Origin of the sequence: Flavobacterium foetidum (assembly GCF_004634245.1) — a bacterium.
GTDB classification, from domain to species: Bacteria; Bacteroidota; Bacteroidia; order Flavobacteriales; family Flavobacteriaceae; genus Flavobacterium; species Flavobacterium foetidum.
Genome location: NZ_SJTF01000003.1, coordinates 110485 through 131836, shown reverse-complemented (window position 1 = coordinate 131836; position 21352 = coordinate 110485). Strand labels below are relative to the sequence as shown.

Sequence of the window (21352 nt, the reverse complement as noted above, 5' to 3'; positions counted from 1 at the left end):
CTTGAATTTCTTTCGGAAAATAGTACAAACGACCCTGTTTAAGATTACCTCTCTGAACAGTTTAAGCGTCATGCTAAAAATCGGAATTGGTCTGATCACATCCAAAATACTTGCTGTTTTTGTAGGTCCAAGCGGAATGGCTTTGGTTGGCAATCTCCGCAATTTTCTGACCTCGCTGGAGAGTATTTCGACTTTGGGTTTTCAAAACGGAATTGTAAAATATACTGCTGAAAACGAAAAAAATAAAACCAAACTTCAAAGAATAATTGCTACAGTTTTTATTAGTTTAGTATGTACTGCATTGGTTTTAAGTGCGGTATTGTTTTTTTTTGCTCAGTATTGGAACCAAAAAATATTCGGTCATGATTTTGAGTATGCCTTGGTTTTTAAAGTATTAGCATTAGCGCTGCCTTGGTATGCCGTATCCGTATTCTTTATTTCGATCATAAACGGTCTCGGAAAATTCAAAAAAGTAATCTGGATTACTATTTTTGGAAATCTCGGCGGTTTGCTCGTTTCGGTTTTGATGATTTGGCAGTTTAGGACTTTAGGAGCGCTGCTAGGAATTGTGATAACTCCTGCATTACTTTTTTTTGTCACTTCCTATTTTATACAAAAGGAAATAGGTTTTTTTCAAAATCTGAAAATTGGTTTATTTGATTTTAAAATCTTAAAAAACCTTTCTTCTTATTCTCTTATGGCTTTTTTTTCTTCCGTTTTCGGGCCCTTTGTTTTTTTGGCTGTCCGTAATCATATTATAGAATTCCTTGGTATAGAACAGGCGGGTTATTGGGAAACCATGAGCCGCATTTCGTCTTATTACTTGCTTTTTGTAAGTACTATTTTAACGGTTTACTTTTTGCCTAAATTGTCAAAAGCGCACAACTACTCAGAAACAAAAAGCATCGTGTGGCAGTATTATAAATTTATTCTGCCCGCTTTTGTTTCGGTTGCGGCTGTTATTTATTTTGCTAGGTTTTTTATTGTTGAATTGTTGTTTACCAAAGCATTTCTGCCTGTAACTTCCTTGTTTTTATGGCAGTTGCTTGGAGATGTTTTTAAGGTTTGCTCGTTAGTTTTGGGTTATCAGTTTTTTGCCCGAAAACTAACTATGGCGTTTATTATAACAGAGTTTTTCTCGCTCTCGCTTCTTTATGTTTCGAGTTTGTATTTTATTCAGTTTTTCCAAATAGAGGGAATTTTAATGGCACAAGCCTTTACAAATTTTGCTTACTTATTGGTTTTAGCAGTATATTTCAGAAAGAGCATACTCTAGAAAAATAATAGAATATTTGTTGTTATGAGTTTGTCCAAGCTTCAAGATATTTTTGCGCAATCTTGATATAATGATGTTCTTTCTCGACAAACGCACTGGATCTTTTTCCGATTGCGATAATTTCTTCGGGATTTTCAATTAAGAAAGACAATTCATTCACCAGATAATCAACATTTGCAAGAGCGTTAATGCATACTTTTTCTGTTAGATTGTAATATTCTTCGAACTCTTTTTCGGCACCTGTAAAAACAACTTTTCCTTTTGCCATAGCCTCGAGCGCATTATATCCTTGGTCGTATCCAAAAACTTGGTCGAGTATGATATGAGCCTTGTCATAGAGCTGGATATATTCTCTATATGGAAGATTTTTACTGATTATGATTTCGACTTGATCGGGATATTTCTGCTCGATAATTTTTAAAGTTTTTTCAAAATATGAGGCTCCTTTTTTGAGGTAGCTACCTTCGTTTATTCCAAGAAAAATTATGATTTTGTTGCTGATAACCAAAGATTCAGCTTTTATTTTGTCTGTGTTAATTGGATTTGGAATCAATTCGTATTCGGGAAGCGGAATCTTGTAATCCAAATCGGAAACGATGATTTTTTGGATGTTTTGTTTTACGAACTCAAACAAATCCCGATAATTTTTTTGAGTGTATTTTAATGAAAAGTAATAAGATTCTCGTAGTTTTTCATCTTCAAAAAGCGGACTCAATATTGAATATCGCATTTTTTTCAATAATAAAAAGTCGATGATTGGCGTGTCTTCTCCGCAAATCAAAAGAAAACTTTTACGGTTATTCTTAAAAACCTTTTTCAATAAATATTTTGAGAAAAAAGGATACGTTTCGATAGCATTAGAATTGATAAGCTGTACAATATCAAAGTTTTTTTGTTTCGGCAGAAAAAGATAGAATCGAATTCCTTTTTCCAGTAATTGCAGATCAGAATTAAAAACCTTGAAAAACGCCTTATTGAGAAAAACAAAAAATCGGTTTGAAGTAATGAATTTCGGAGAAATCGAGTAATCAACAGGAAATTGCTTAAAATTATCTCCCGTTCCGATAATAGTCACTTCGTGTCCGAGCGCCTGTAATCCTTCTTTCAAAGAATTGTGCAGCCTGCTGTATTCTCCAATTAAGAGGATCTTCATTTTTCTAGATAAAAACATTTATATTTACGTAAATATAGATGAAAATGTCAAATGTTTTAACGGAAAACGATTTAGAAATTCTGATTGCTACAAAAGATAGAAGCAGTCTTGATTTTTTGGAAAGAATGTTTCCTTTTGAGCATTTTTCTAATTTTCATCTTATCATAATAAACCAATCTCAAGAAAGTACTTTAGTCTCAGATTTTGAGAAAGTTAAAGTTTTTAATTCAAAAGAAAAAGGTCTTTCGAAGAGCCGGAATCTTGCCATTAAAAATGCTTCAAAAAAAATCTGTTTGATTACCGACGATGATGTAGTTTTTGAATCTCGTTTTGAAAAAGTTGTTTTAGAAGCTTTTGCAGAACACGATAAAGCTTCTATCATAACATTTAATCACCGTCGCAGCGGAAGTGAAACATCAGAAAAAAAAGAGTCTAGGTCTTTTCGGCATGATTTGAATTCAATTTGGAAAGTGAGTTCTATAGAAATTGCGTTTAGATTGGATGAAATTAGAAAGAAGAAAATTTGTTTTGACGAAAGGTTTGGTTTAGGTTCTTTTTTTGAAACTGCGGAAGAATTTTTGTTTTTAAGATCTGCTTTAGAACAAAAAATGGAAATATTTTTCTACCCGAAACTAATCGTTTCGCATCCACAAGAATCTTCGGGAAGAAATGAAGGTTCAGATCAGTTATTATTTGCCCGCACAGCCTTGTTTTACAAATTAAAAGGAAATTACGCCTATATTTGGTTGCTGAAATATTTATTCTTTCTTTACAGAAACCATTTTATAAATTCTTCAGATTTTAAAGAAAAATTCAAAACGGGTTTGGCAGGAATTCAAAAATATCAAGAGCTAATTAAAAGAAAATGACAACAATTGCCGATGTTCAATTAATTGAAATTCCTAAAATTCAGGATCGTCGAGGTAATCTTTCGGTTATCGAAGGAAAAACGATTCCGTTTGCCTCTAAAAGAGTATATTATCTTTACGATGTGCCCAGCGGAAGCAAACGGGGCGGGCATGCTCACAAAGAACAGCAGGCTTTTTTGATTGCTTTGAGCGGCAGTTTTGATGTTGTTTTAAAAGACGGGAAAAATATAAAAACCATAACTTTAAACAGGCCAAATATCGGGTTGTTGATTGTTTCTGGAATTTGGCGCGAAATTCAGAATTTTTCTTCAGGAAGCGTCTGTTTGGTACTGTCTTCAGACGAGTTTAATGAAGACGATTACATACGTGAATTTAAAAAATTCAAATTATTTAAAAACAGTTGAGCTTAATCCGATATTGGCTAGAAATGTTTTAAATGAAATCAAAATTCGCAGTATTGATGCAGGAAGATGCAGTAAAACTTTCTTCTTAAGACTTAAATTCTTGAAATCAATCGGGCGGGAATATTTTTTATATAATTCTTTTTTTCCGGCAATCTTACTTTTTACTGCCAACGAAAAACGGTTTAGGTCTAGAAATTTTTTAAGATCTGGATTTTGTTTTTCGATTGTTTCAAATTTCGTGAAATCCATTTTTTCATAAATAAAATCGCTTTTTTTAGAAAGACTTGCCGAATCATGAACATAACGAGCCAAGATTTTTCTCGAAAAAACAACAGGATATACAAGTCCGATCCTAATCCATAAATCGGTATCCTGCCCGCTTTTTATTTTGGGGTCAAAGTTTCCAACTTCCTTAAAAACAGATTTATGAAAAACCGAGCTCGAAGTCCAAAGAACACTTTCCTTTAAACTTGCTTTGAAACAATCTACTATTACGACCTCATTTGCTGTTTTGGCAATCTCATATTGCGCCTGAATTGTTTTTTTTGAAGTTTCAAACTCGATTGCAGCCGAAAATACTTTTTGTTCTGGAAAATGCTTTTGGTTCTCAAAAATGGTTTCTAGAAAATCGGGATACCAATAATCATCAGCGTCTAGAAATGCTATAAAATCGGAATTTGCCTTCTCGATTCCGTAATTTCGTGCCGATGAGACACCTTCGTTTTCTTTCGAAAAATATAAGATTCTGTTATCGTTGAAATTTTTTATTTTCTCTTCACTTTTATCCGTTGAGCCGTCATTTACAATAATAATTTCAAAATCATTATAGCTTTGTGCCAAAACGCTTTTTATCGTAGATTCGATAAAATTCTCTTTATTGTAAAGCGGAATTATGATAGAGAAAAAAGCCATTTTATATTGTTTTTAAAGTACAATAATACCCCAATTTATACAAGTCTAATAAAAATAGGGAAGGATTTTGTGAAGTCAGGTTTCTTTCGATTTTCAATGCTGTTTTTTGGAATAAAAAAACAAAAGTAGCAATCATCCGAAGTTTTTTTAAAAGCAAATACGAAGCTTCGATTTTGCTTTGTTTCTTGGTTATTTTTTTTGAATTTGAAAGAGAAGCTAGATTTCCGAGCGCTGTTTTTGTCTTCGCTAAAAAGACAGCCGAAGTTTCCAAATTTAAATGGTAAACAGGATTTTGGATATGTTTTATTCCAATATTATTTTCTTTTAAAATCGAAAAAAAAAGCAAATCCTCGTAACCGTATTGGGTTATGTTTTCGTCAAAAGGAAAGCGGGAGACGATTTCTTTTTTAATTGCTAAATTAGAGACCAAAGCCAGCTGTGATGGATTTTTAATTCTTTCAGAAACAGGCAACGCTTCTCTTTTTTGGCCATAAATCCATCGAAGAAGATTCTGAGGCGAAGGTTTTTTGTTTTCATATAAAATACCACCGTAAACTACTTTTTTGTTTTCGTTTATTTCATAAATATACTTGGAAATAAATTCAGTAGATACTGGAATTGTATCGGCATCCAAAAAAAGCAGGTTTTCGTATTTCGCTTTTTGTGCTAATAAATTTCGGATGGCGCTACGACCGATATTTTTCTCCAGAATATAGAATGATGTACGGTTGTGTAATGTTATTTTTTGATTTTCAAAAGCAAAGGTCTCCGACTTATCGTCTATACAAATGATTTCAAAATCAATTTTAGATTCCGAGCATTGTTTATATACTGCCGCAACTAATTTTGTGACATCATAATTGTAAACCGGAATCAGAACAGAAAGCATTACACGCTTCTTTGCACTACTTCGAAGATTCTTTCGTCTTCACATTTCAATGTTTTAGAAGGGAATTTCATCAACAAAGCATAATCGTGTGTAGCCATAATGATGGTTTTTCCTGCAGCGTTGATTGCTTTTAAGACTTCCAAAACTTCAGAGCTTGTCTGTGGATCAAGATTTCCGGTCGGCTCATCGGCTAGAATAAATTCAGGATCATTAAGAAGCGCTCTGGCAATTGCAACACGCTGTTGCTCGCCTCCCGAAAGTTGGTGAGGCATTTTGTTCACAAAATCTTTCATGCCGACTTTGTCAAGCACTTCGTCGATTTTATGCTCCATGGCTTCTTTTTCGTGCCAGCCAGTTGCTCGTAAAACAAAAAGCATGTTGTCTTTGATAGAACGGTCTGGAAGCAGTTTGAAATCCTGGAATACAATTCCGATTTTTCGTCTTAAATACGGAATATCATTTTCTTTTATGGTTGCCAAATCAAATTCAACAATATGGCCTTCTCCTTCTATTAACGGCAGGTCAGCATATAAGGTTTTTAGGAAACTACTTTTTCCAGAACCTGTTTTACCAATGATGTAGATAAATTCACCGTGATTGACATCCAGATTTATGTGAGATATAATTTTTCTTCCTTCTTGATATATAGTGACGTCTTTAAGAGACAGTACGGTTTGTGACATAATAAAATGATTTGATTGGTAAAAGTAATAAGATAACGCTTGTATTCAAAATAATTTTGAATCATTTCTTAAAGAAAATTTACTTCTAATTTAATCAAATTTTTATCGATTTAATAATTTAATACTCGCTTTTAGAAGAAGCATTTATTAAAACAGTTTGCATTTTTGGAATCTTCCGAAACGGATTTTCGGATAAAAATAGCAATGAAACCTTTAATAGATAATTACTTATGCGATTTAAAAAGAGGATTTGTTTTAAATGTCTTTGCTATAAATATTTCGTGTTGGGCATTTGTTGATAATAAAAACACGAAACGTTTCGTTATAAACGTTATAAAATGATAAATTTGAATACTAAATAAAACTAAAATGCGTAAAATTTCCAGGTTCTTTTTATTCCAAATTATCCTTAGTTCGAGCATGATTTCGGCACAAAAATCAGCTATTTATACTTATGATTTAAAGGATTTTGACAAAGCACTGGCTTTATATAATGACAAACAATATGCTTCTGCACAGCTTATTTTCGAACATGTAAAAAATACAGAAAGCACCGCCGTTACAGAAGAAGTACAATCTGATTGTGCGTACTATATTGCAAATTGTGCCATCAGAACCAATAAGGCAAATGCCGATGCATTGGTAGAAAACTTCGTAAACGATTATCCTACAAGCACCAAGCAAAATCAAGCTTATATAGATGCGGCGCAATATTTCTTCGAACAAGGAAATTATCCTAAAGCGCTGCAATGGTTTGACAAGGTTGACGAAACCTATATGGGCAGAGCAGAAAGCGACAAGTTCAACTTCATGAAAGGATACAGCTATTTTAATGCTAAAAAGAAAAAAGAAGCTACAAATTATTTCAATAAGGTGGTAAATTCTCCAGAATTTGGTTCACAGGCCAAATATTACTTAGGATTTATGGCTTATGAAGGCGATGATTATAAAGAGGCTACAAAATACTTTGATGAAGTATCTGGAGAAGAAAAATACAAAGAAAAGCTTTCGTACTATCAGGCAGACATGAATTTCAAATTGGGTAATTTCCAAAAAGCCATCGATTTGGGTCAGACCGCAATGGGAAAATCGAATGATATTGAAAAATCGGAACTGAATAAAATTATTGGTGAAAGTTATTTCAACCTAAAACAATACGAAAAAGCGATTCCGTATTTAGAGAAATATGAAGGCAAAAAAGGGAAGTGGAACAATACCGATTTTTACCAGCTTGGTTATGCATATTATGAGCAGAAAAATTATGAAAAAGCCATTTCTCAATTCAATAAAATTATTGAAGGAAAAGATTTCGTCGCACAGAACGCTTATTACCATTTGGGCTTGAGTTATCTCAATACGGGGAAAAAGCAAGAAGCGCTGAACGCTTTTAAGAATGCTTCGGAAATGGAGTTTAATGCGCTGATTCAGGAAGATGCTGCACTTAATTATGCTAAATTGAGTTATGATATCGGAAATGCCTATCAGACAGTTCCTGGAATTCTGCTTGATTTCTTAAAAAAATATCCAAATAATTCAAGCCGTGCTGAGGTAGAAAAACTTTTGGTTGATTCTTATATTTCGACTAAAAATTACAAAGAAGCATTGGTTTTATTAGAAAAAAACAAAACTGCAGAAAATAAGGCAGCGTATCAAAAAGTACTTTTTTACCGCGGTGTCGAGTTATACAATGAAGCCAATTATCAGGAAGCGGGCAAAATGTTCAAAAGCGCTGTAAGCGAACAAAAAACGCCTGAATTTACTGCTCGCGCCACTTTCTGGAAGGCCGAAACCGAATATCTGAATGATGATATGCAGAATGCTTTACTGACTTATAAGCAATTTGCAGGAATGGCCGCGGCAAAATCGACAGAGGAGTATAAAAACATCAATTACAATATTGGATACACGTATTTCAAATTGAAAGAATACGATCAGGCGGCGAATTCTTTTCAGGCTCAGATTGATAATTCTCCATCAGACAAAGTTCGTTTAAACGATTCGTATCTGCGTTTAGGAGACTGTCGTTTTGTAACCTCAAAATACAGCGCAGCAAATGAGGCGTATGCAAAAGCAATTGCTGCAAAGGGTGTTGATGCCGATTATGCTCAATTCCAAAAGGCACTTTCTTATGGGTTCATGTCAAATAATACAAAGAAAGTTGATGAGTTGAACAATTTCCTTCAGATGTATAAAAAATCATCGTACCGTGACGATGCTTTGTTCGAATTAGGAAATACTTATGTGGCAGAGAAAAAGAATGAGCAGGCATTAAAAACCTACGATCAATTGATTTCTGAATATAAAAACGGTTCGTTTGCTTCAAAAGCTATTTTAAAACAAGGACTTATTTACTACAATTCAGACCGTGACGATCAAGCATTGACAAAATTCAAAAAAGTGGCGGCAGAGTTTCCGAAAACTCCAGAAGCTCTTGAAGCGGTATCGACAGCAAGATTAATTTATGTAGATTCTGGAAAAGTAGACGAATATGCATCTTGGGTTCGTACGCTGGATTTTGTTGCCGTTACAGATGCTGAATTGGATAACGATACTTACGATGCCGCTTTTAAACAATACAGCCAAAACAATAGTAAAGTTGCTATTACAGGATTTTCGGGCTATATAAGCAAATTCCCGAACGGAATGCATGCGCTTGAAGCTAATTTTTATCTGGCACAATTGTATTATGCAGAAGGTTCAGAAACTAAATCGGTTGCCAATTATCAATATGTTATCGATCAGCCTCGAAATGAGTTTACAGAACAGGCTTTGAACAGATTGGCGCAAGTTTATCTTAAAGCAAAAGATTGTGATAAGGCGATTCCGGTTTTGGTTCGTTTAGAAAACGAAGCCGATTTTCCTCAAAACAAAAACTTTGCTCAGGCCAACTTGATGAAATGTTATTATGATAAAAAAGACTACGGAAATTCTGTTGCCGCCGCCGAGAAAGTATTAGAGAATCCTAAAGCAGATGCAGGGGTGAAGGCAGATGCCCAGATTATTGTAGCCCGTGCAGCAATGCAAACAGGTAATGAAGATAAAGCTAAAGCAGCATATGCGAAACTTTCGGCAACATCAAAAGGAGAGCTGGCAGCAGAGGCTTTGTATTATGATGCTTACTTTAAAACCAAGGAAGGAAAATTTGAAGCTTCTAATACGGCGGTTCAAAAATTGGCAAAAAGCTATTCGGCTTATAAATATTACGGAGCGAAAGGCTTGGTCTTGATGGCTAAAAATTTCTACGGACTTAAAGACAGTTATCAGGCCACTTACATTCTGGACAACGTAATCAACAATTTTACAGATTTTCCAGATGTGGTTGAAGAAGCAAAAAGAGAATTGAGTGCTATCAAAGCGGAGGAGTCAAAAACGAATTCGTCTATTAATAGATAGAATATAGAATACAGAAAATAAAATAAAAATGTAGAAAAAAGAAGATGGATTGAGTCAAAGATTGGAGGTCTATTCTCTATACTCTTTGTTCTATTTTCTAAAAAAGTACAAATTAGAGAGTCTATTCTCTATATTCTATGTCCTAAAAGAAACAAATAAATGAGTTTACCTTTTTATATAATTGATGTTTTTGCTGAAGAAAAATATGCCGGAAATCAATTGGCGGTTTTTTTAGAAGCGGGAAATTTAAGTTCGAAAGAAATGCAGCAGATTGCACGCGAAATTAATTTTGCGGAAAGCACATTTATTACCAAACTTGACAAAGAAAACAACAAAGCCGAAATCAGGATATTTACTCCAGCCAATGAAATGCAGTTTGCAGGACATCCGATTATAGGAACGTCTTGGGTTTTGATGAATAAGGTGTTTGAAGATTCACCAACCGAAATCAAACTTGAAGTGCCGATTGGACCAATACAGATTCATCAATCAGACGATTTGATTTGGTTGAAAGCGGCACAGCCGAAATTTTGGGATATTTTTTCTAAAGAAGATTTTACAACATTCAGCAATCTGGCAGTAAGCGATTTTGAAAACCAATTTCCGGTTCAGGAAATAACCACAGGAAGCGCTTTTGTTATGGTTGGATTAAGCAGTAAACGAGCGCTTGAAAATCTGGTTTTAGATAAAGATAAAACAGATAAATGGCTCAAACAAAATTGCAAAACAGACCATAGGGGATTATATTTTTATTATCTCGAAGGTGAAAAATTGTTTAGCCGAATGTTGTGCATCGAACATAATCAATTGGTTGAAGATGCCGCAACCGGAAGCGCGAGTACATGCCTGCAGGCTTTTCTGCTAAAATATCACAAACCTGAATTTGAATTGATCAATTATCAAGGAGATTATATAGGGCGTCCGTCTCAGATTTATTTTAAAGGGAAACTAGTAGAGAATGATTTCGATATCAAAATTGGAGGAAAAGCTCAGTTTGTAGCCAAAGGAGAATGGGAAGCTTAATTTGGAATATAGAATACAGAAAATAGAACAAAGAAAATAGATTTTAGAATATAGAAAGAGAACAAAGAGTTTTAGTATAAGAAATTGAGAAGTAGCATAAGTCTATTTTCTATATCCTTTTCTATATGCTCTTAAAAAGAAGAAATATGAGATTAAATTGCCAGTATAAAATTATCATTCTGTTAGTATTATGTACTACTCAGTTTTTGTTTGCACAGAAGAAAAATGAAAACATCGGGACGGAAACAGTAAATGTGGTAAAACCTTATTCGCCGACAATTTCGGATGCATTTAAGGTTAAAGAAATCCCTTCGCTTGACGATAGTGGCAACCAGCCCAAAGAAACAATCAAGTACAGTATTTTGTCTGTTCCAGTTGCTTCTACTTTTACGCCATCTAAAGGAAAGGCCGCTGGTGTCGAAAAAAGCAAAAAAGAACGTTTGTTTAATAACTATGCAACGTTGGGACTTGGAAATTACAGTACGCTTAACGCAGAATTGTTCGTAACGCAAGATTTAGGGAATAATGATTATCTGGCAGGAATGTTTCGTCATCATTCTTCTCAAGGCGGCATAAAAGGTGTTGAACTAAATGACGAATTTTACGACACCTCTTTAAATGTTGGATATGGTGCAGACAATCGTGACGTTTCATGGAATATCGATTTAGGATACCAAAATCAGATTTACAACTGGTACGGACTTCCAGCCGAATTCGGTTCGACTATTCCGGATCAGCGTTATGATTTGATAAACAGCATCAATCCAAATCATTCGTATAATACTATTTCGCTTGGCGGAAACGCAGAGTTTCACGAAAGCATCTTCAGTAAATTATCGGCAAGGTTTACGCATTTTTCAGACAATGCCTCCTCTTCAGAAAATCGTTTTTACATTAAACCAACTTTTACGGTTGATGTTATGGAACAGGCTATTAAGACAAATCTTATTGTAGACCATGTAAGCGGTTCTTTCAAAAATAACTATGCGCATGATAATACAGCAGCCATTAAATACGGATTTACGAATGTTGGAATAGAGCCTAGCTTTGTAGTCACTGAAAATGACTGGACATTAGAATTGGGCGCCGGAATTTTCTACAGCGGAGATTCGGAAAACAGCAGCAATAAATTCTATTTTTATCCGAAAGTTAATGCTTCTTATAAGCTAGTAGGCGATTTAATGATTTTTTACACAGGAGTAAACGGTGGACTTAAGCAAAATTCGTATGCTGATTTTGTAACCGAAAATCCGTTTGTATCGCCTACACTAAACATGCGTCCGTCAAGTACACAATATAATGTTTTTGCAGGTTTAAAAGGAAAATTGGCAAACAATGTGAATTATAACCTGACAGGTTCGTATTTGAATGAAAAAGACAAAGCATTGTTTAGAGCCAATGATTATACGGAAGTAATTACAAATGAGAATTATGCTTTTGGGAATTCTTTTGGAGTGGTTTATGAAGATATCAGAACATTACGTTTTTATGCAGAATTGAAAGCGGATTTCTCAAAAAATGTGACTTTTGGAATCAACGGAACGTTTAATAGTTACAATACAGATAATGTAGTGGAAGCATGGAATTTGCCAACAATGAAATTAAGCTCAACTCTTGATGTTAATTTTACAAAACAATGGTATGCAGGTTTGAATGTTTTTTATGTTGGCGAAAGAAAAGATATGCAGTCTAATTTAGATTTAGCAACAGACCCATCTGTAATCACTCTTAAGAGTTATTTTGATGCCAATGCGCATTTAGGATACAAGTTCAGCGAACGTTTGACATTTTTCGTAAAAGCAAATAACATCGGAAATCAGGCTTATCAAAAATGGCTGAATTATCCAGTGCAGGGATTTCAGATTTTAGGAGGAGCAAACTATAAATTTGATTTTTAGATTTCTGCACAAAGACACAGAGGCACAAAGATTTTATAAAAGAATAAGTGCCTTTTTTTTCAGCCATGGGCTCATGAATTTTTGGAGTAGATTCGTGAATTCGTGGCTGTTTTTTTTAATAAAGGAAAAACCTTTTGCATCTTTGTACCTTAGAACCTCAGTAACTTAAAATAATGACTTTCAAAGAAAAAATATATTCCCATTATACTCAAATGGTTCAAGACCGAATTGATGTGTTTAGAGACATGATTTCAAACTTGACCGAAGATTCAAAAAATGATGCCAAAGGTTCTGCCGGCGACAAACACGAAACGGCTTTGTCTATGATGCACATCGAGCAGGAAAAATTGACTAATAAATTAAAAGAAGCCATCGCACAAATTGCGATTTTAGATAAGATTGACCCGATAAAGACAACAGAAAATATAGTTTTAGGAAGTTTGGTAAAAGCAAACGGAATTTACTTGTATGTAAGTGTCGCTCTTCCCAAGATTGCCGTTGACGGAATTAATGTTATCGCACTTTCTCCGCAATCTCCGTTAGGAAATCATTTAATGGGAAATAAAGCGGGTTTTAAATTTGAGATTAATAAAACGCATTATACGATTGAAAGTGTAGAATAATTAATTTTAAAAAGAAAGTTATGAAGAATCTTTTTGCTTTTTTAGTGTTGATCTGTCTCAATACGACTGCTCAAAATTCTGAATTTAAAGTTTATGACAATGGACTGATTTATTCAGAAAACTCGGTTTCTAAACTTAAATTCATAGTTGATTCATTGAATTTAAAATTTAAGGTCTGTGAATTCAATAAAACCTTCAGGTCTTCTAGACAAGCAAAGGCAAATTTTATTTTGATTGAGAAATCAGATGCTCTAAAAGCAAAAAAAGATTTAGAAAACGGTATTTCTTATGCTGCATTCAAAGCAAAATATTCCAGTGCCCATTTTGATGAGAATTTATTAGTTTTAGAGTCAAACTACGTTAATTATAGAAATCAGGAAGAAGTTCAGTTTTCAAGTCTTTCGCTTGGGAAAGAAGAAGGAAAAAGAATTGTGAAAGCTAAAAAAGACATTGATTCTTATAATGGTGATTTCAAAGGAAAATGGGTTTTTGAGTATGAAGAAAAAACTTCCTATTCAAAGGAATCTTTAAGAGCCTTTTATTTTGTTGAGGAATTTAAGACAAAACCACTTTCTGAAAAGTATGCCCGATTAATTCAATATTCAGATTGTTTGGTCGATACTACAGCCCAAGTTTTTTATGATAATGCAAAAGATTCTGGTGTAAGATATGCAGACACAATGCCAACTAAAGCGAAGAAGCTTGAAGAATATGTTGCGAAAGTCCTAAAAAGACCAAGTTTTGATGATGATAAATTTTCTATTCTGTACGGTTTTGACGATATGGAACTCGAAGGGAAATCAAAGAAAAAATCTAAAGAACAGTTAGCTCAAAAAGAAAGTATTGAAAATGAATATATGGCTTTTTGGGAAAAAATGGGAAAATGGAAAGCAGAACGACTTGCCCGAGTAGATTCTCTAAGAAGTAAAGATAAAAATTTTGATATAATGCTTCATGAAGCATTTACAGAAGCTAAAACAACAAAAGTTTCTGATGATGAGTTTGAAGAATATGTTGAACGTTATATCGGTAAGGAAGAAGCATTAGAACTAAAGCGAAACAGACATGTTATTGGCGGTTGCAGTATGGATCATAGCCCTAGAATTCACGCGCAAAATATTGCGGTACTTTCTGCAGAGACCATTAAATGGGAAATTTTTCTTAGATCTCATCTTAACATTATGAATGATCGTTTTGATAGAGCGAGCGACGGAAGTTATGCCCAAGGCGCAAGACAGACTTATATAAAGGAAATCGAAGTATTGGATATAAATGTTCTGGATTTAATTCTAGGAATATCACTCCGAGTAGATAATCCTTCTAAAAATCATTATTATTCAAGTATCAACAGAGTGGGGCGTGCACTTTCTGAAAGCTCAAATACCGAATTGGTTGAAACAAGTTTGCTGGATATGATTGCCGACAATGAATTGGACGATTACAATAGAGTTTTGATGTTTTACTTGTTTGAAAATTATAATTATAATCTGAAAGATGAAAATACTAAAAAGCTGAATCAGTCTAAACTGAAGTTGGCAGTTGCTAAAATGCCAAGCTATATTTCTTCAAGGGTAAATCTTGAAGATTAATTTTAAAGGCAAGAATTTGTCAATTACAACTTTGTCAAATTTTTAAACTTTGCCAAAGTATCATTTCAACTCAAGTACAAATTTTGGAAACTAATTCCTTGATCCGAAATTATTTTTATCTTGTTATCAAACATAGCCCGTGGTTGCAACCACGGGCTATGTTTATTTGCGAGATTTTTTTTGTTGTAATTGATAAGCTTATGGCTAAGATGATTGTATAAAGTACAATTCAGGAACAATTTTTACCACTTGCTTTACGAATTTTTTATTAATGTCAGAGTAACTCAAAAATTAATTCAAAAAATCATCCTAAACTTTCAATTTTAAACTAGTTTTTGACTCCAAATTAAAATTTTCAAGTTTACAGCTTATTTTTACTTCTAAATTTTACATTTTATATGTAAAAATAAAAATGTGGTTAAAATTTGTAACTGAAATGACTATTTGTGTTTTTCAATTTTAACTAATACTCCATCTTTGCCTTATCAAAATAAAAACTAAAAAATAAAATATAGAATTATGTGCGGAATTGTATGCGCCTTTGATCTTAAACAAAAAGCCGAAGCTTTAAGACCTCAAGTATTAGAAATGTCAAAAATCATTCGTCACCGCGGACCAGATTGGAGCGGTATTTACAGCAATGATAAAGCAATTCTTTCTCACGAGCGTTTGGCTATTGTAGATCCGGCATCAGGAAAACAGCCTTTGTTTACAGAAGATAAAAAATTGGTTTTGGCTGCGAATGGTGAAATTTACAACCACAGAGAAATCCGCAAAAGATTTGAAGGAAAATATAACTTTCAGACAGAAAGTGACTGCGAAGTCATTTTAGCATTATACAAAGAAAAAGGCCCTGATTTTGTTGATGAAATGAACGGGATTTTTGGATTCGCAATCTATGATGTAGAAAAAGACGAGTACTTTGTTTCTCGCGACCATATGGGAATTATTCCATTATACATTGGGTGGGATCAGCACGGAACTTTTTATGTAGCATCTGAATTAAAAGCTCTTGAAGGATATTGTACAAAAATCGAATTATTCCCTCCAGGACACTATTTGTCTAGCAAAGATGGAGAATTTGTACAATGGTACAAAAGAGATTGGACTGAGTATGATGCTGTAAAAGACAACGAAACAAGCATTCCAGAAATCAGAAAAGCTCTTGAAGCCGCAGTACACAGACAATTAATGAGCGACGTTCCTTACGGAGTGTTACTTTCTGGAGGCCTAGATTCTTCTATCACTTCAGCTGTAGCTAAAAAATTTGCTCAAAAACGTATTGAATCTGATGATACTACAGATGCTTGGTATCCGCAATTGCATTCTTTCTCAGTTGGACTAGAAGGTTCGCCAGATTTAGCTGCAGCTAGAAAAGTAGCAGATCATATCGGAACAATTCACCACGAAATCAAATTTACAATTCAAGAAGGTTTAGATGCCGTTCGCGATGTAATCTACAACTTAGAAACTTATGATGTAACTACAGTTAGAGCTTCAACTCCGATGTGGTTAATGGCAAGAGTTATCAAATCAATGGGAATCAAAATGGTTCTTTCGGGCGAAGGAGCAGACGAATTGTTCGGAGGATATTTATATTTCCACAAAGCGCCAAATGCTAAAGAATTCCACGAAGAAAACGTTCGTAAATTAGGAAAACTTCATATGTACGATTGTTTGCGTGCCAACAAAAGTTTAGCCGCTTGGGGAATCGAAGGTCGTGTGCCATTCTTAGATAAGGAATTTATGGATGTTGCTATGCGAATCAATCCGCAAGATAAAATGATCAACAAAGAACATCCGATGGAAAAATGGGTAGTTCGTAAAGCTTTTGAAGATATGCTTCCAGAAAGTGTGGCATGGAGACAAAAAGAACAGTTTTCTGATGGAGTAGGATACAGCTGGATTGATACTTTGAAAGAAGTTGTGGCAAGAGAGGTCTCAGACGAGCAGTTGGCAAATGCTAGATTCAAATTCCCATTGCAGACTCCGACTTCAAAAGAAGAATATTATTATCGTTCTATTTTTGCAGAACATTTCCCAAGTGATGCGGCAGCATTATGTGTGCCTCAGGAAGCAAGTGTTGCGTGCAGTACCAAAATTGCTTTGGAATGGGATGAAGCTTTTAAAAACTTAAATGATCCTTCAGGCCGAGCGGTTGCCAATGTACATGACGACGCTTATGTAAAAGCCTAAATTTAATTTTAGAATTAGTATATATTGCAGAAAACGTTCTCTTTTACAGAGGGCGTTTTCTTGTCTTAAAGTGTTAAATTTTTAATTTAAAAAGGTTTGTTAAATGTCATTGATGATTATTTAACTTTCTTTTAATATATTTGACATCCCCAGAAAAAACATTAAGTATGCTTATATTTTAGGATATAAGTAACAGAAAGCAAATAAACATGCCTGGTTTTGCTTTCTCCGAAAAATTTTAATGATTTTTTAATGTTCATTTCAAAACGAAATGAGCAGAAATGTAATAAAAAAAGAATAGTATGTCTGGATTATTAGCCGTTATCGGTAAAGGAAAAGACCCGCAGCTTGTAAAAGATTTGTCTGAAAGAATGTCTCATCGTGGTCCTGATGAGCGAGATATGCACATTATGGAAAATGGCAGTGTGCTCTGTCATGAGAGTCTGTCCATTATCGATCTTAATTCGGGCAAACAGCCAATTCAGGGAACCGATAAAGCTTGGATGATTCACGATGGAGAGATTTATAATTATCAGGAACTTAAAAATACGGTTTTAAAAAATCATCATTTCAGAACCGATTCAGATTCAGAAGTTATCGTGCATTTGTACGAAGAGTTTGGATACGACTTTTGCAATAAACTTGATGGCGATTTTGCTTTTGTAGTAATAGATGGCGATAAATATATTGCAGGACGCGACCCGATTGGAGTAAAGCCTTTGTACTACGGTCTAGACGAACGCGGGCGAATTTATTTTTCTTCAGAAATGAAATGTCTTGCAGACCAATGCAAATCGTTTTCAACCTTTCCTCCAGGGCACTACTATACCGCAAAAACTGGTTTTGTAAAATATTATCAGCCGGAATATGAAGACCATAAAAAAGCAGATCAATCTTTAGAACTTGAAGCAATTCGCAAATCTTTGATTGAGGGAACCAGAAAACGCCTATTGGCCAATGTGCCGGTTGGAGTTATACTTTCGGGTGGTTTAGACTCATCGCTGACTTCTTCTATAGCTTGCAGGCTCCTTAAAGATAAAGGCGAAAAACTGCATTCATTCTCAATCGGACTTGATGCTGACGCACCAGATAATAAGGCTGCAAGGACAGCTGCCGAATTTTTAGGAACAGAACATCACGAAATTCATTTTACAGTAGAAGAGGGTTTCGAAATTTTAGAAAAAGTTATTTACCATATCGAAACTTATGATATAATTTCAGTACGTTCTGGTGTTCCTATGTATTTGCTTTCAAAAGCAATTGCCGATCAAGGCATAAAAGTGATTTTGTCAGGAGAAGGTGCCGACGAAGTTTTTGGTGGTCATTTGTATTTTAGAAACGCGCCTTCAGCAGAAGAATTTCAGGACGAAACGATTGAAAGAGTGCAGAAGTTGTTTACAGCCGATTTGCTTCGTGCCGATAAAACGACAATGGCCCACGGACTAGAAGCCAGATTTCCATTCTTGGATAAAGAGTTTTTAGATACTACAATTAGAATCAAAACAGAAGAAAAACAGCCAAAATCCTATAATGGCGTTGAAAAATACATTTTAAGAAAAGCCTTTGACACTCCAGAAGATCCTTATTTGCCTTCAGAAATTTTATGGCGCCAGAAAGAACAATTTTCTGATGGAGTAGGTTACAACTGGGTTGATGAATTGATAGAATATTGCGCATCAAAAATAACAGACGAACAATTAGCAGGTGCTGCAACTGAATTTCCATATAATTCGCCTACAACTAAAGAAGCCTATTTATACCGCTCAATTTTTCATCAATACTATCCACAGGTCAGTGCCGCACAAACTGTCCGTAAATGGATTCCGAAATGGCAAGAAAATCTTGATCCAAGCGGAAGAGCAAATGCTGCACATTTAAACGGAAATTTTGAAAAAGCCAAATCTGGAATAGCGGTTTAGAAAATTTGGATTCCAATACTAGAATTCTAAATTCCAATGTTTAAATTTCAACTATTTAAATTCCAGTATTTAAATTCCAAAATCCAAAAGTTCAAATTTAAAATAGAATTTATAAAATAATAAAAGCCGAAATGCATTCAATGTCGTTTCGGTTTTTTTGTTGGAGAATTTTAAATTTTGAAATTAGGGTTTAACTATTAGACATTAGCAATCGTTTGAATTTGGAATTTTAATATTGGAATTTGTCAATGAAGACAGCGCTGATTTTGGTATTTGTAATTTTAGTATCGAAATTTAAACATTGAAATTTTGATAAGTTTTGGATTTTGGATTTAAATATTGGGATTTTATTATTTTTTTTGGTTTTTAAAATAATTCTGTTAATAACTTAGAAGCTTTAAGCGTTATTTTACTGGGTATATAGCCTGCATTTTTATATATTTGCCTGTTAGACAATAAATACATTTATTAGAATAAATTATATGAGCGAAGAAATCAAGAAGAACAATTATTCAGCAGATAGTATTCAGGCATTAGAAGGGATGGAGCACGTAAGAATGCGTCCGTCGATGTATATTGGTGATGTAGGTGTTCGAGGACTACACCATTTGGTTTACGAGGTTGTAGATAACTCTATTGATGAGGCAATGGGTGGCCATTGCGATTCGATTAGCGTTGCAATAAATGAAGACGGTTCGGTTACGGTTGAAGATAACGGTCGTGGTATTCCGGTTGATTTGCATAAAAAGGAAGGAGTTTCTGCACTTGAAGTTGTAATGACAAAAATTGGTGCCGGAGGTAAATTCGATAAAGATTCATATAAAGTTTCCGGAGGTTTGCACGGGGTTGGGGTTTCGGTAGTAAATGCCCTTTCTGTACACATGAAATCTACTGTTTTTAGAGAAGGCAAAATTTATGAACAGGAGTATGAAAGAGGTAAAGCGCTGTATCCGGTAAAACAAATCGGAGAGACAGATAAAAGAGGTACTCGTCAGACTTTCTTTCCAGACGATACTATTTTTCAGCAGACGACAGAATTCTCTTACGATACTTTGTCTGCTCGTATGCGTGAGCTTTCTTTCTTGAATAAAGGAATTACGATTACGTTTACAGATAAAAGAGAAGTTGATGAAAAAGGCGAATTCAGAAGCGAGGTTTTCCATTCTGATGAAGGTCTTAAAGAATATATCCGCTATTTAGACGGAAACCGTGAGCCGATTATTTCGCATGTAATCAGCATGGATCACGAAAAAGGAGAAATTCCGGTTGAGGTTGCTCTTATTTACAATACTAGTTATTCTGAAAATATTTTTTCTTATGTGAATAACATCAATACACATGAAGGAGGAACGCATCTTCAAGGTTTTAGAAGCGGTTTGACAAGAACGCTTAAAAAATATGCTGATTCTTCTGGATTGTTGGATAAATTGAAATTTGAGATTTCGGGAGATGACTTCCGTGAAGGTTTGACAGCTATCATATCTGTAAAAGTTGCAGAACCTCAATTTGAAGGACAAACTAAAACCAAGCTTGGAAACAGAGAGGTAGTTTCTCCGGTTTCTCAGGCAGTTGGAGAGATGCTGGAGAATTATTTGGAAGAAAATCCAAATGATGCTAGAGTAATCATTCAGAAAGTGATTTTAGCGGCTCAAGCACGTCACGCGGCGAAAAAAGCGCGTGAAATGGTACAACGTAAAACCGTTATGGGCGGTGGTGGACTTCCTGGAAAACTTTCAGATTGCTCAGAACAGGATCCTGCAAGATGCGAAGTTTACCTTGTCGAGGGAGATTCGGCTGGAGGAACAGCAAAACAAGGCCGTGATCGTAATTTTCAGGCCATTCTTCCATTGCGTGGTAAGATTCTGAATGTTGAAAAAGCAATGCATCACAAGGTATTCGAAAACGAAGAGATTAGAAATATTTTTACGGCTTTGGGTGTAACTGTAGGAACTGCAGAAGACAGCAAAGCATTAAACATAGAAAAACTTAGGTATCATAAAGTAATCATCATGTGTGATGCCGATGTCGACGGTAGCCACATTTCTACCTTAATATTAACATTCTTCTTCCGTTTTATGAAGGAGCTTATCGAAGAAGGTCACGTTTATATTGCTGCGCCACCATTGTATTTGGTTAAAAAAGGAAATAAGAAAGAATATGCGTGGAATGATGTGCAACGTGACCAAGCAAACGAAAGAATGGGAGGAAGTGCAAGCATTCAGCGTTATAAAGGTCTTGGAGAGATGAACGCGGAGCAATTATGGGAAACCACAATGGATCCAGAATTCAGAACTTTGCGCCAAGTAACAATTGAAAGTCTTGCTGAAGCAGACCGTGTTTTCTCTATGCTGATGGGCGACGAGGTACCGCCACGTAGAGAGTTTATCGAGAAAAATGCAGTTTATGCAAATATTGACGCATAAAATGAAAATTTAATAATTCCAATTCGTTTAATTGTTTAAATTTACTAGACAATTAAACGAATTGTCTTTTTTAGGAATAGACAAATAGTAATAACCGATAAA

Annotated in this window: 15 protein-coding genes; 11 read left to right on the top strand and 4 right to left on the bottom strand. The window is 34.7% G+C overall.

Annotated features, from left to right (window positions below; translation table 11 throughout):
* The first annotated feature begins 1 nt into the window (after position 1).
* On the top strand, positions 2 to 1276 hold the full coding sequence (locus tag E0W73_RS05305) for an O-antigen translocase (RefSeq protein WP_262710878.1): 1275 nt from the start codon (positions 2 to 4) through the stop codon (positions 1274 to 1276).
* A gap of 22 nt (positions 1277 to 1298) precedes the next feature.
* Here E0W73_RS05305 and E0W73_RS05300 read toward each other — a convergent pair whose 3' ends face one another.
* A complete protein-coding gene (locus E0W73_RS05300) occupies positions 1299 to 2429 on the bottom strand; it encodes a glycosyltransferase family protein (RefSeq protein ID WP_135221052.1) in 1131 nt (376 codons plus the stop codon).
* A 44-nt stretch (positions 2430 to 2473) separates the two neighbouring features.
* Between E0W73_RS05300 and E0W73_RS05295 the strand changes: the two genes are divergently transcribed.
* Entirely contained in the window at positions 2474 to 3298 is an 825-nt protein-coding gene (locus tag E0W73_RS05295; protein ID WP_162847663.1) for a glycosyltransferase family 2 protein, read from the top strand.
* On the top strand, positions 3295 to 3702 hold the full coding sequence (locus E0W73_RS05290; RefSeq protein ID WP_135221050.1) for a sugar 3,4-ketoisomerase: 408 nt from the start codon (positions 3295 to 3297) through the stop codon (positions 3700 to 3702). Before E0W73_RS05295 ends, E0W73_RS05290 begins: the two co-directional genes overlap by 4 nt.
* Here E0W73_RS05290 and E0W73_RS05285 read toward each other — a convergent pair.
* From E0W73_RS05285 to E0W73_RS05275, 3 genes are read right to left on the bottom strand one after another with little or no spacing between them, the layout of a single operon-like run.
* Positions 3685 to 4614 carry a glycosyltransferase family A protein gene (locus E0W73_RS05285; protein WP_135221049.1) on the bottom strand — a complete coding sequence of 310 codons (930 nt, stop codon included), beginning with the start codon at positions 4612 to 4614 and terminating at the stop codon, positions 3685 to 3687. The genes E0W73_RS05290 and E0W73_RS05285 overlap by 18 nt on opposite strands.
* 1 nt (position 4615) lies before the next feature.
* A complete protein-coding gene (locus E0W73_RS05280; RefSeq protein WP_135221048.1) occupies positions 4616 to 5503 on the bottom strand; it encodes a glycosyltransferase family 2 protein in 888 nt (295 codons plus the stop codon).
* The gene (locus E0W73_RS05275; protein ID WP_135221047.1) at positions 5503 to 6186 is read right to left on the bottom strand and encodes a cell division ATP-binding protein FtsE; all 684 of its coding nucleotides are present in this window, start codon (positions 6184 to 6186) and stop codon (positions 5503 to 5505) included. Before E0W73_RS05275 ends, E0W73_RS05280 begins: the two co-directional genes overlap by 1 nt.
* Before the next feature lie 369 nt (positions 6187 to 6555).
* On the opposite strand from E0W73_RS05275, the gene E0W73_RS05270 reads away from it, so the two are divergent.
* The 8 genes from E0W73_RS05270 to gyrB all read left to right on the top strand — a co-directional run bounded on the left by E0W73_RS05270 (position 6556) and on the right by gyrB (position 21250).
* Entirely contained in the window at positions 6556 to 9579 is a 3024-nt protein-coding gene (locus tag E0W73_RS05270) for a tetratricopeptide repeat protein (protein WP_135221046.1), read from the top strand.
* Between the two features lie 159 nt (positions 9580 to 9738).
* The gene (locus tag E0W73_RS05265) at positions 9739 to 10602 is read left to right on the top strand and encodes a PhzF family phenazine biosynthesis protein (RefSeq protein ID WP_135221045.1); all 864 of its coding nucleotides are present in this window, start codon (positions 9739 to 9741) and stop codon (positions 10600 to 10602) included.
* Between the two features lie 146 nt (positions 10603 to 10748).
* On the top strand, positions 10749 to 12500 hold the full coding sequence (locus tag E0W73_RS05260) for a TonB-dependent receptor (RefSeq protein WP_135221044.1): 1752 nt from the start codon (positions 10749 to 10751) through the stop codon (positions 12498 to 12500).
* A gap of 173 nt (positions 12501 to 12673) precedes the next feature.
* The gene (locus E0W73_RS05255) at positions 12674 to 13123 is read left to right on the top strand and encodes a hypothetical protein (protein WP_135221043.1); all 450 of its coding nucleotides are present in this window, start codon (positions 12674 to 12676) and stop codon (positions 13121 to 13123) included.
* Between the two features lie 20 nt (positions 13124 to 13143).
* Positions 13144 to 14712: a hypothetical protein gene (locus tag E0W73_RS05250; RefSeq protein WP_135221042.1), complete on the top strand. Its 1569-nt coding sequence runs from the start codon at positions 13144 to 13146 to the stop codon at positions 14710 to 14712.
* A gap of 519 nt (positions 14713 to 15231) precedes the next feature.
* Positions 15232 to 16908, top strand: a complete 1677-nt coding sequence (gene asnB, locus E0W73_RS05245; RefSeq protein WP_135221041.1) for an asparagine synthase B — start codon at positions 15232 to 15234, stop codon at positions 16906 to 16908.
* A gap of 302 nt (positions 16909 to 17210) precedes the next feature.
* Positions 17211 to 18827, top strand: coding sequence for an asparagine synthase B (gene asnB, locus E0W73_RS05240; RefSeq protein ID WP_135221040.1), 1617 nt, complete (start codon positions 17211 to 17213; stop codon positions 18825 to 18827).
* Between the two features lie 482 nt (positions 18828 to 19309).
* Positions 19310 to 21250 (top strand): DNA topoisomerase (ATP-hydrolyzing) subunit B, encoded by a 1941-nt coding sequence (gyrB, locus tag E0W73_RS05235; protein ID WP_135221039.1) that lies wholly within the window; start codon positions 19310 to 19312, stop codon positions 21248 to 21250.
* The last annotated feature ends 102 nt before the right edge of the window (positions 21251 to 21352 follow it).

What these genes read in the sequence shown, in the direction of transcription:
- asnB (WP_135221041.1), top strand. Translation starts at nt 15,232, where the DNA reads ATGTGCGGAATTGTATGCGCCTTTGATCTTAAACAAAAAGCCGAAGCT.
- E0W73_RS05285 (WP_135221049.1), bottom strand. Translation starts at nt 4,614, where the DNA reads ATGGCTTTTTTCTCTATCATAATTCCGCTTTACAATAAAGAGAATTTT.
- E0W73_RS05270 (WP_135221046.1), top strand. Translation starts at nt 6,556, where the DNA reads ATGCGTAAAATTTCCAGGTTCTTTTTATTCCAAATTATCCTTAGTTCG.
- E0W73_RS05280 (WP_135221048.1), bottom strand. Translation starts at nt 5,503, where the DNA reads ATGCTTTCTGTTCTGATTCCGGTTTACAATTATGATGTCACAAAATTA.
- gyrB (WP_135221039.1), top strand. Translation starts at nt 19,310, where the DNA reads ATGAGCGAAGAAATCAAGAAGAACAATTATTCAGCAGATAGTATTCAG.
- E0W73_RS05260 (WP_135221044.1), top strand. Translation starts at nt 10,749, where the DNA reads ATGAGATTAAATTGCCAGTATAAAATTATCATTCTGTTAGTATTATGT.
- E0W73_RS05265 (WP_135221045.1), top strand. Translation starts at nt 9,739, where the DNA reads ATGAGTTTACCTTTTTATATAATTGATGTTTTTGCTGAAGAAAAATAT.
- E0W73_RS05250 (WP_135221042.1), top strand. Translation starts at nt 13,144, where the DNA reads ATGAAGAATCTTTTTGCTTTTTTAGTGTTGATCTGTCTCAATACGACT.
- E0W73_RS05290 (WP_135221050.1), top strand. Translation starts at nt 3,295, where the DNA reads ATGACAACAATTGCCGATGTTCAATTAATTGAAATTCCTAAAATTCAG.
- E0W73_RS05255 (WP_135221043.1), top strand. Translation starts at nt 12,674, where the DNA reads ATGACTTTCAAAGAAAAAATATATTCCCATTATACTCAAATGGTTCAA.
- E0W73_RS05275 (WP_135221047.1), bottom strand. Translation starts at nt 6,186, where the DNA reads ATGTCACAAACCGTACTGTCTCTTAAAGACGTCACTATATATCAAGAA.
- asnB (WP_135221040.1), top strand. Translation starts at nt 17,211, where the DNA reads ATGTCTGGATTATTAGCCGTTATCGGTAAAGGAAAAGACCCGCAGCTT.
- E0W73_RS05295 (WP_162847663.1), top strand. Translation starts at nt 2,474, where the DNA reads ATGTCAAATGTTTTAACGGAAAACGATTTAGAAATTCTGATTGCTACA.
- E0W73_RS05300 (WP_135221052.1), bottom strand. Translation starts at nt 2,429, where the DNA reads ATGAAGATCCTCTTAATTGGAGAATACAGCAGGCTGCACAATTCTTTG.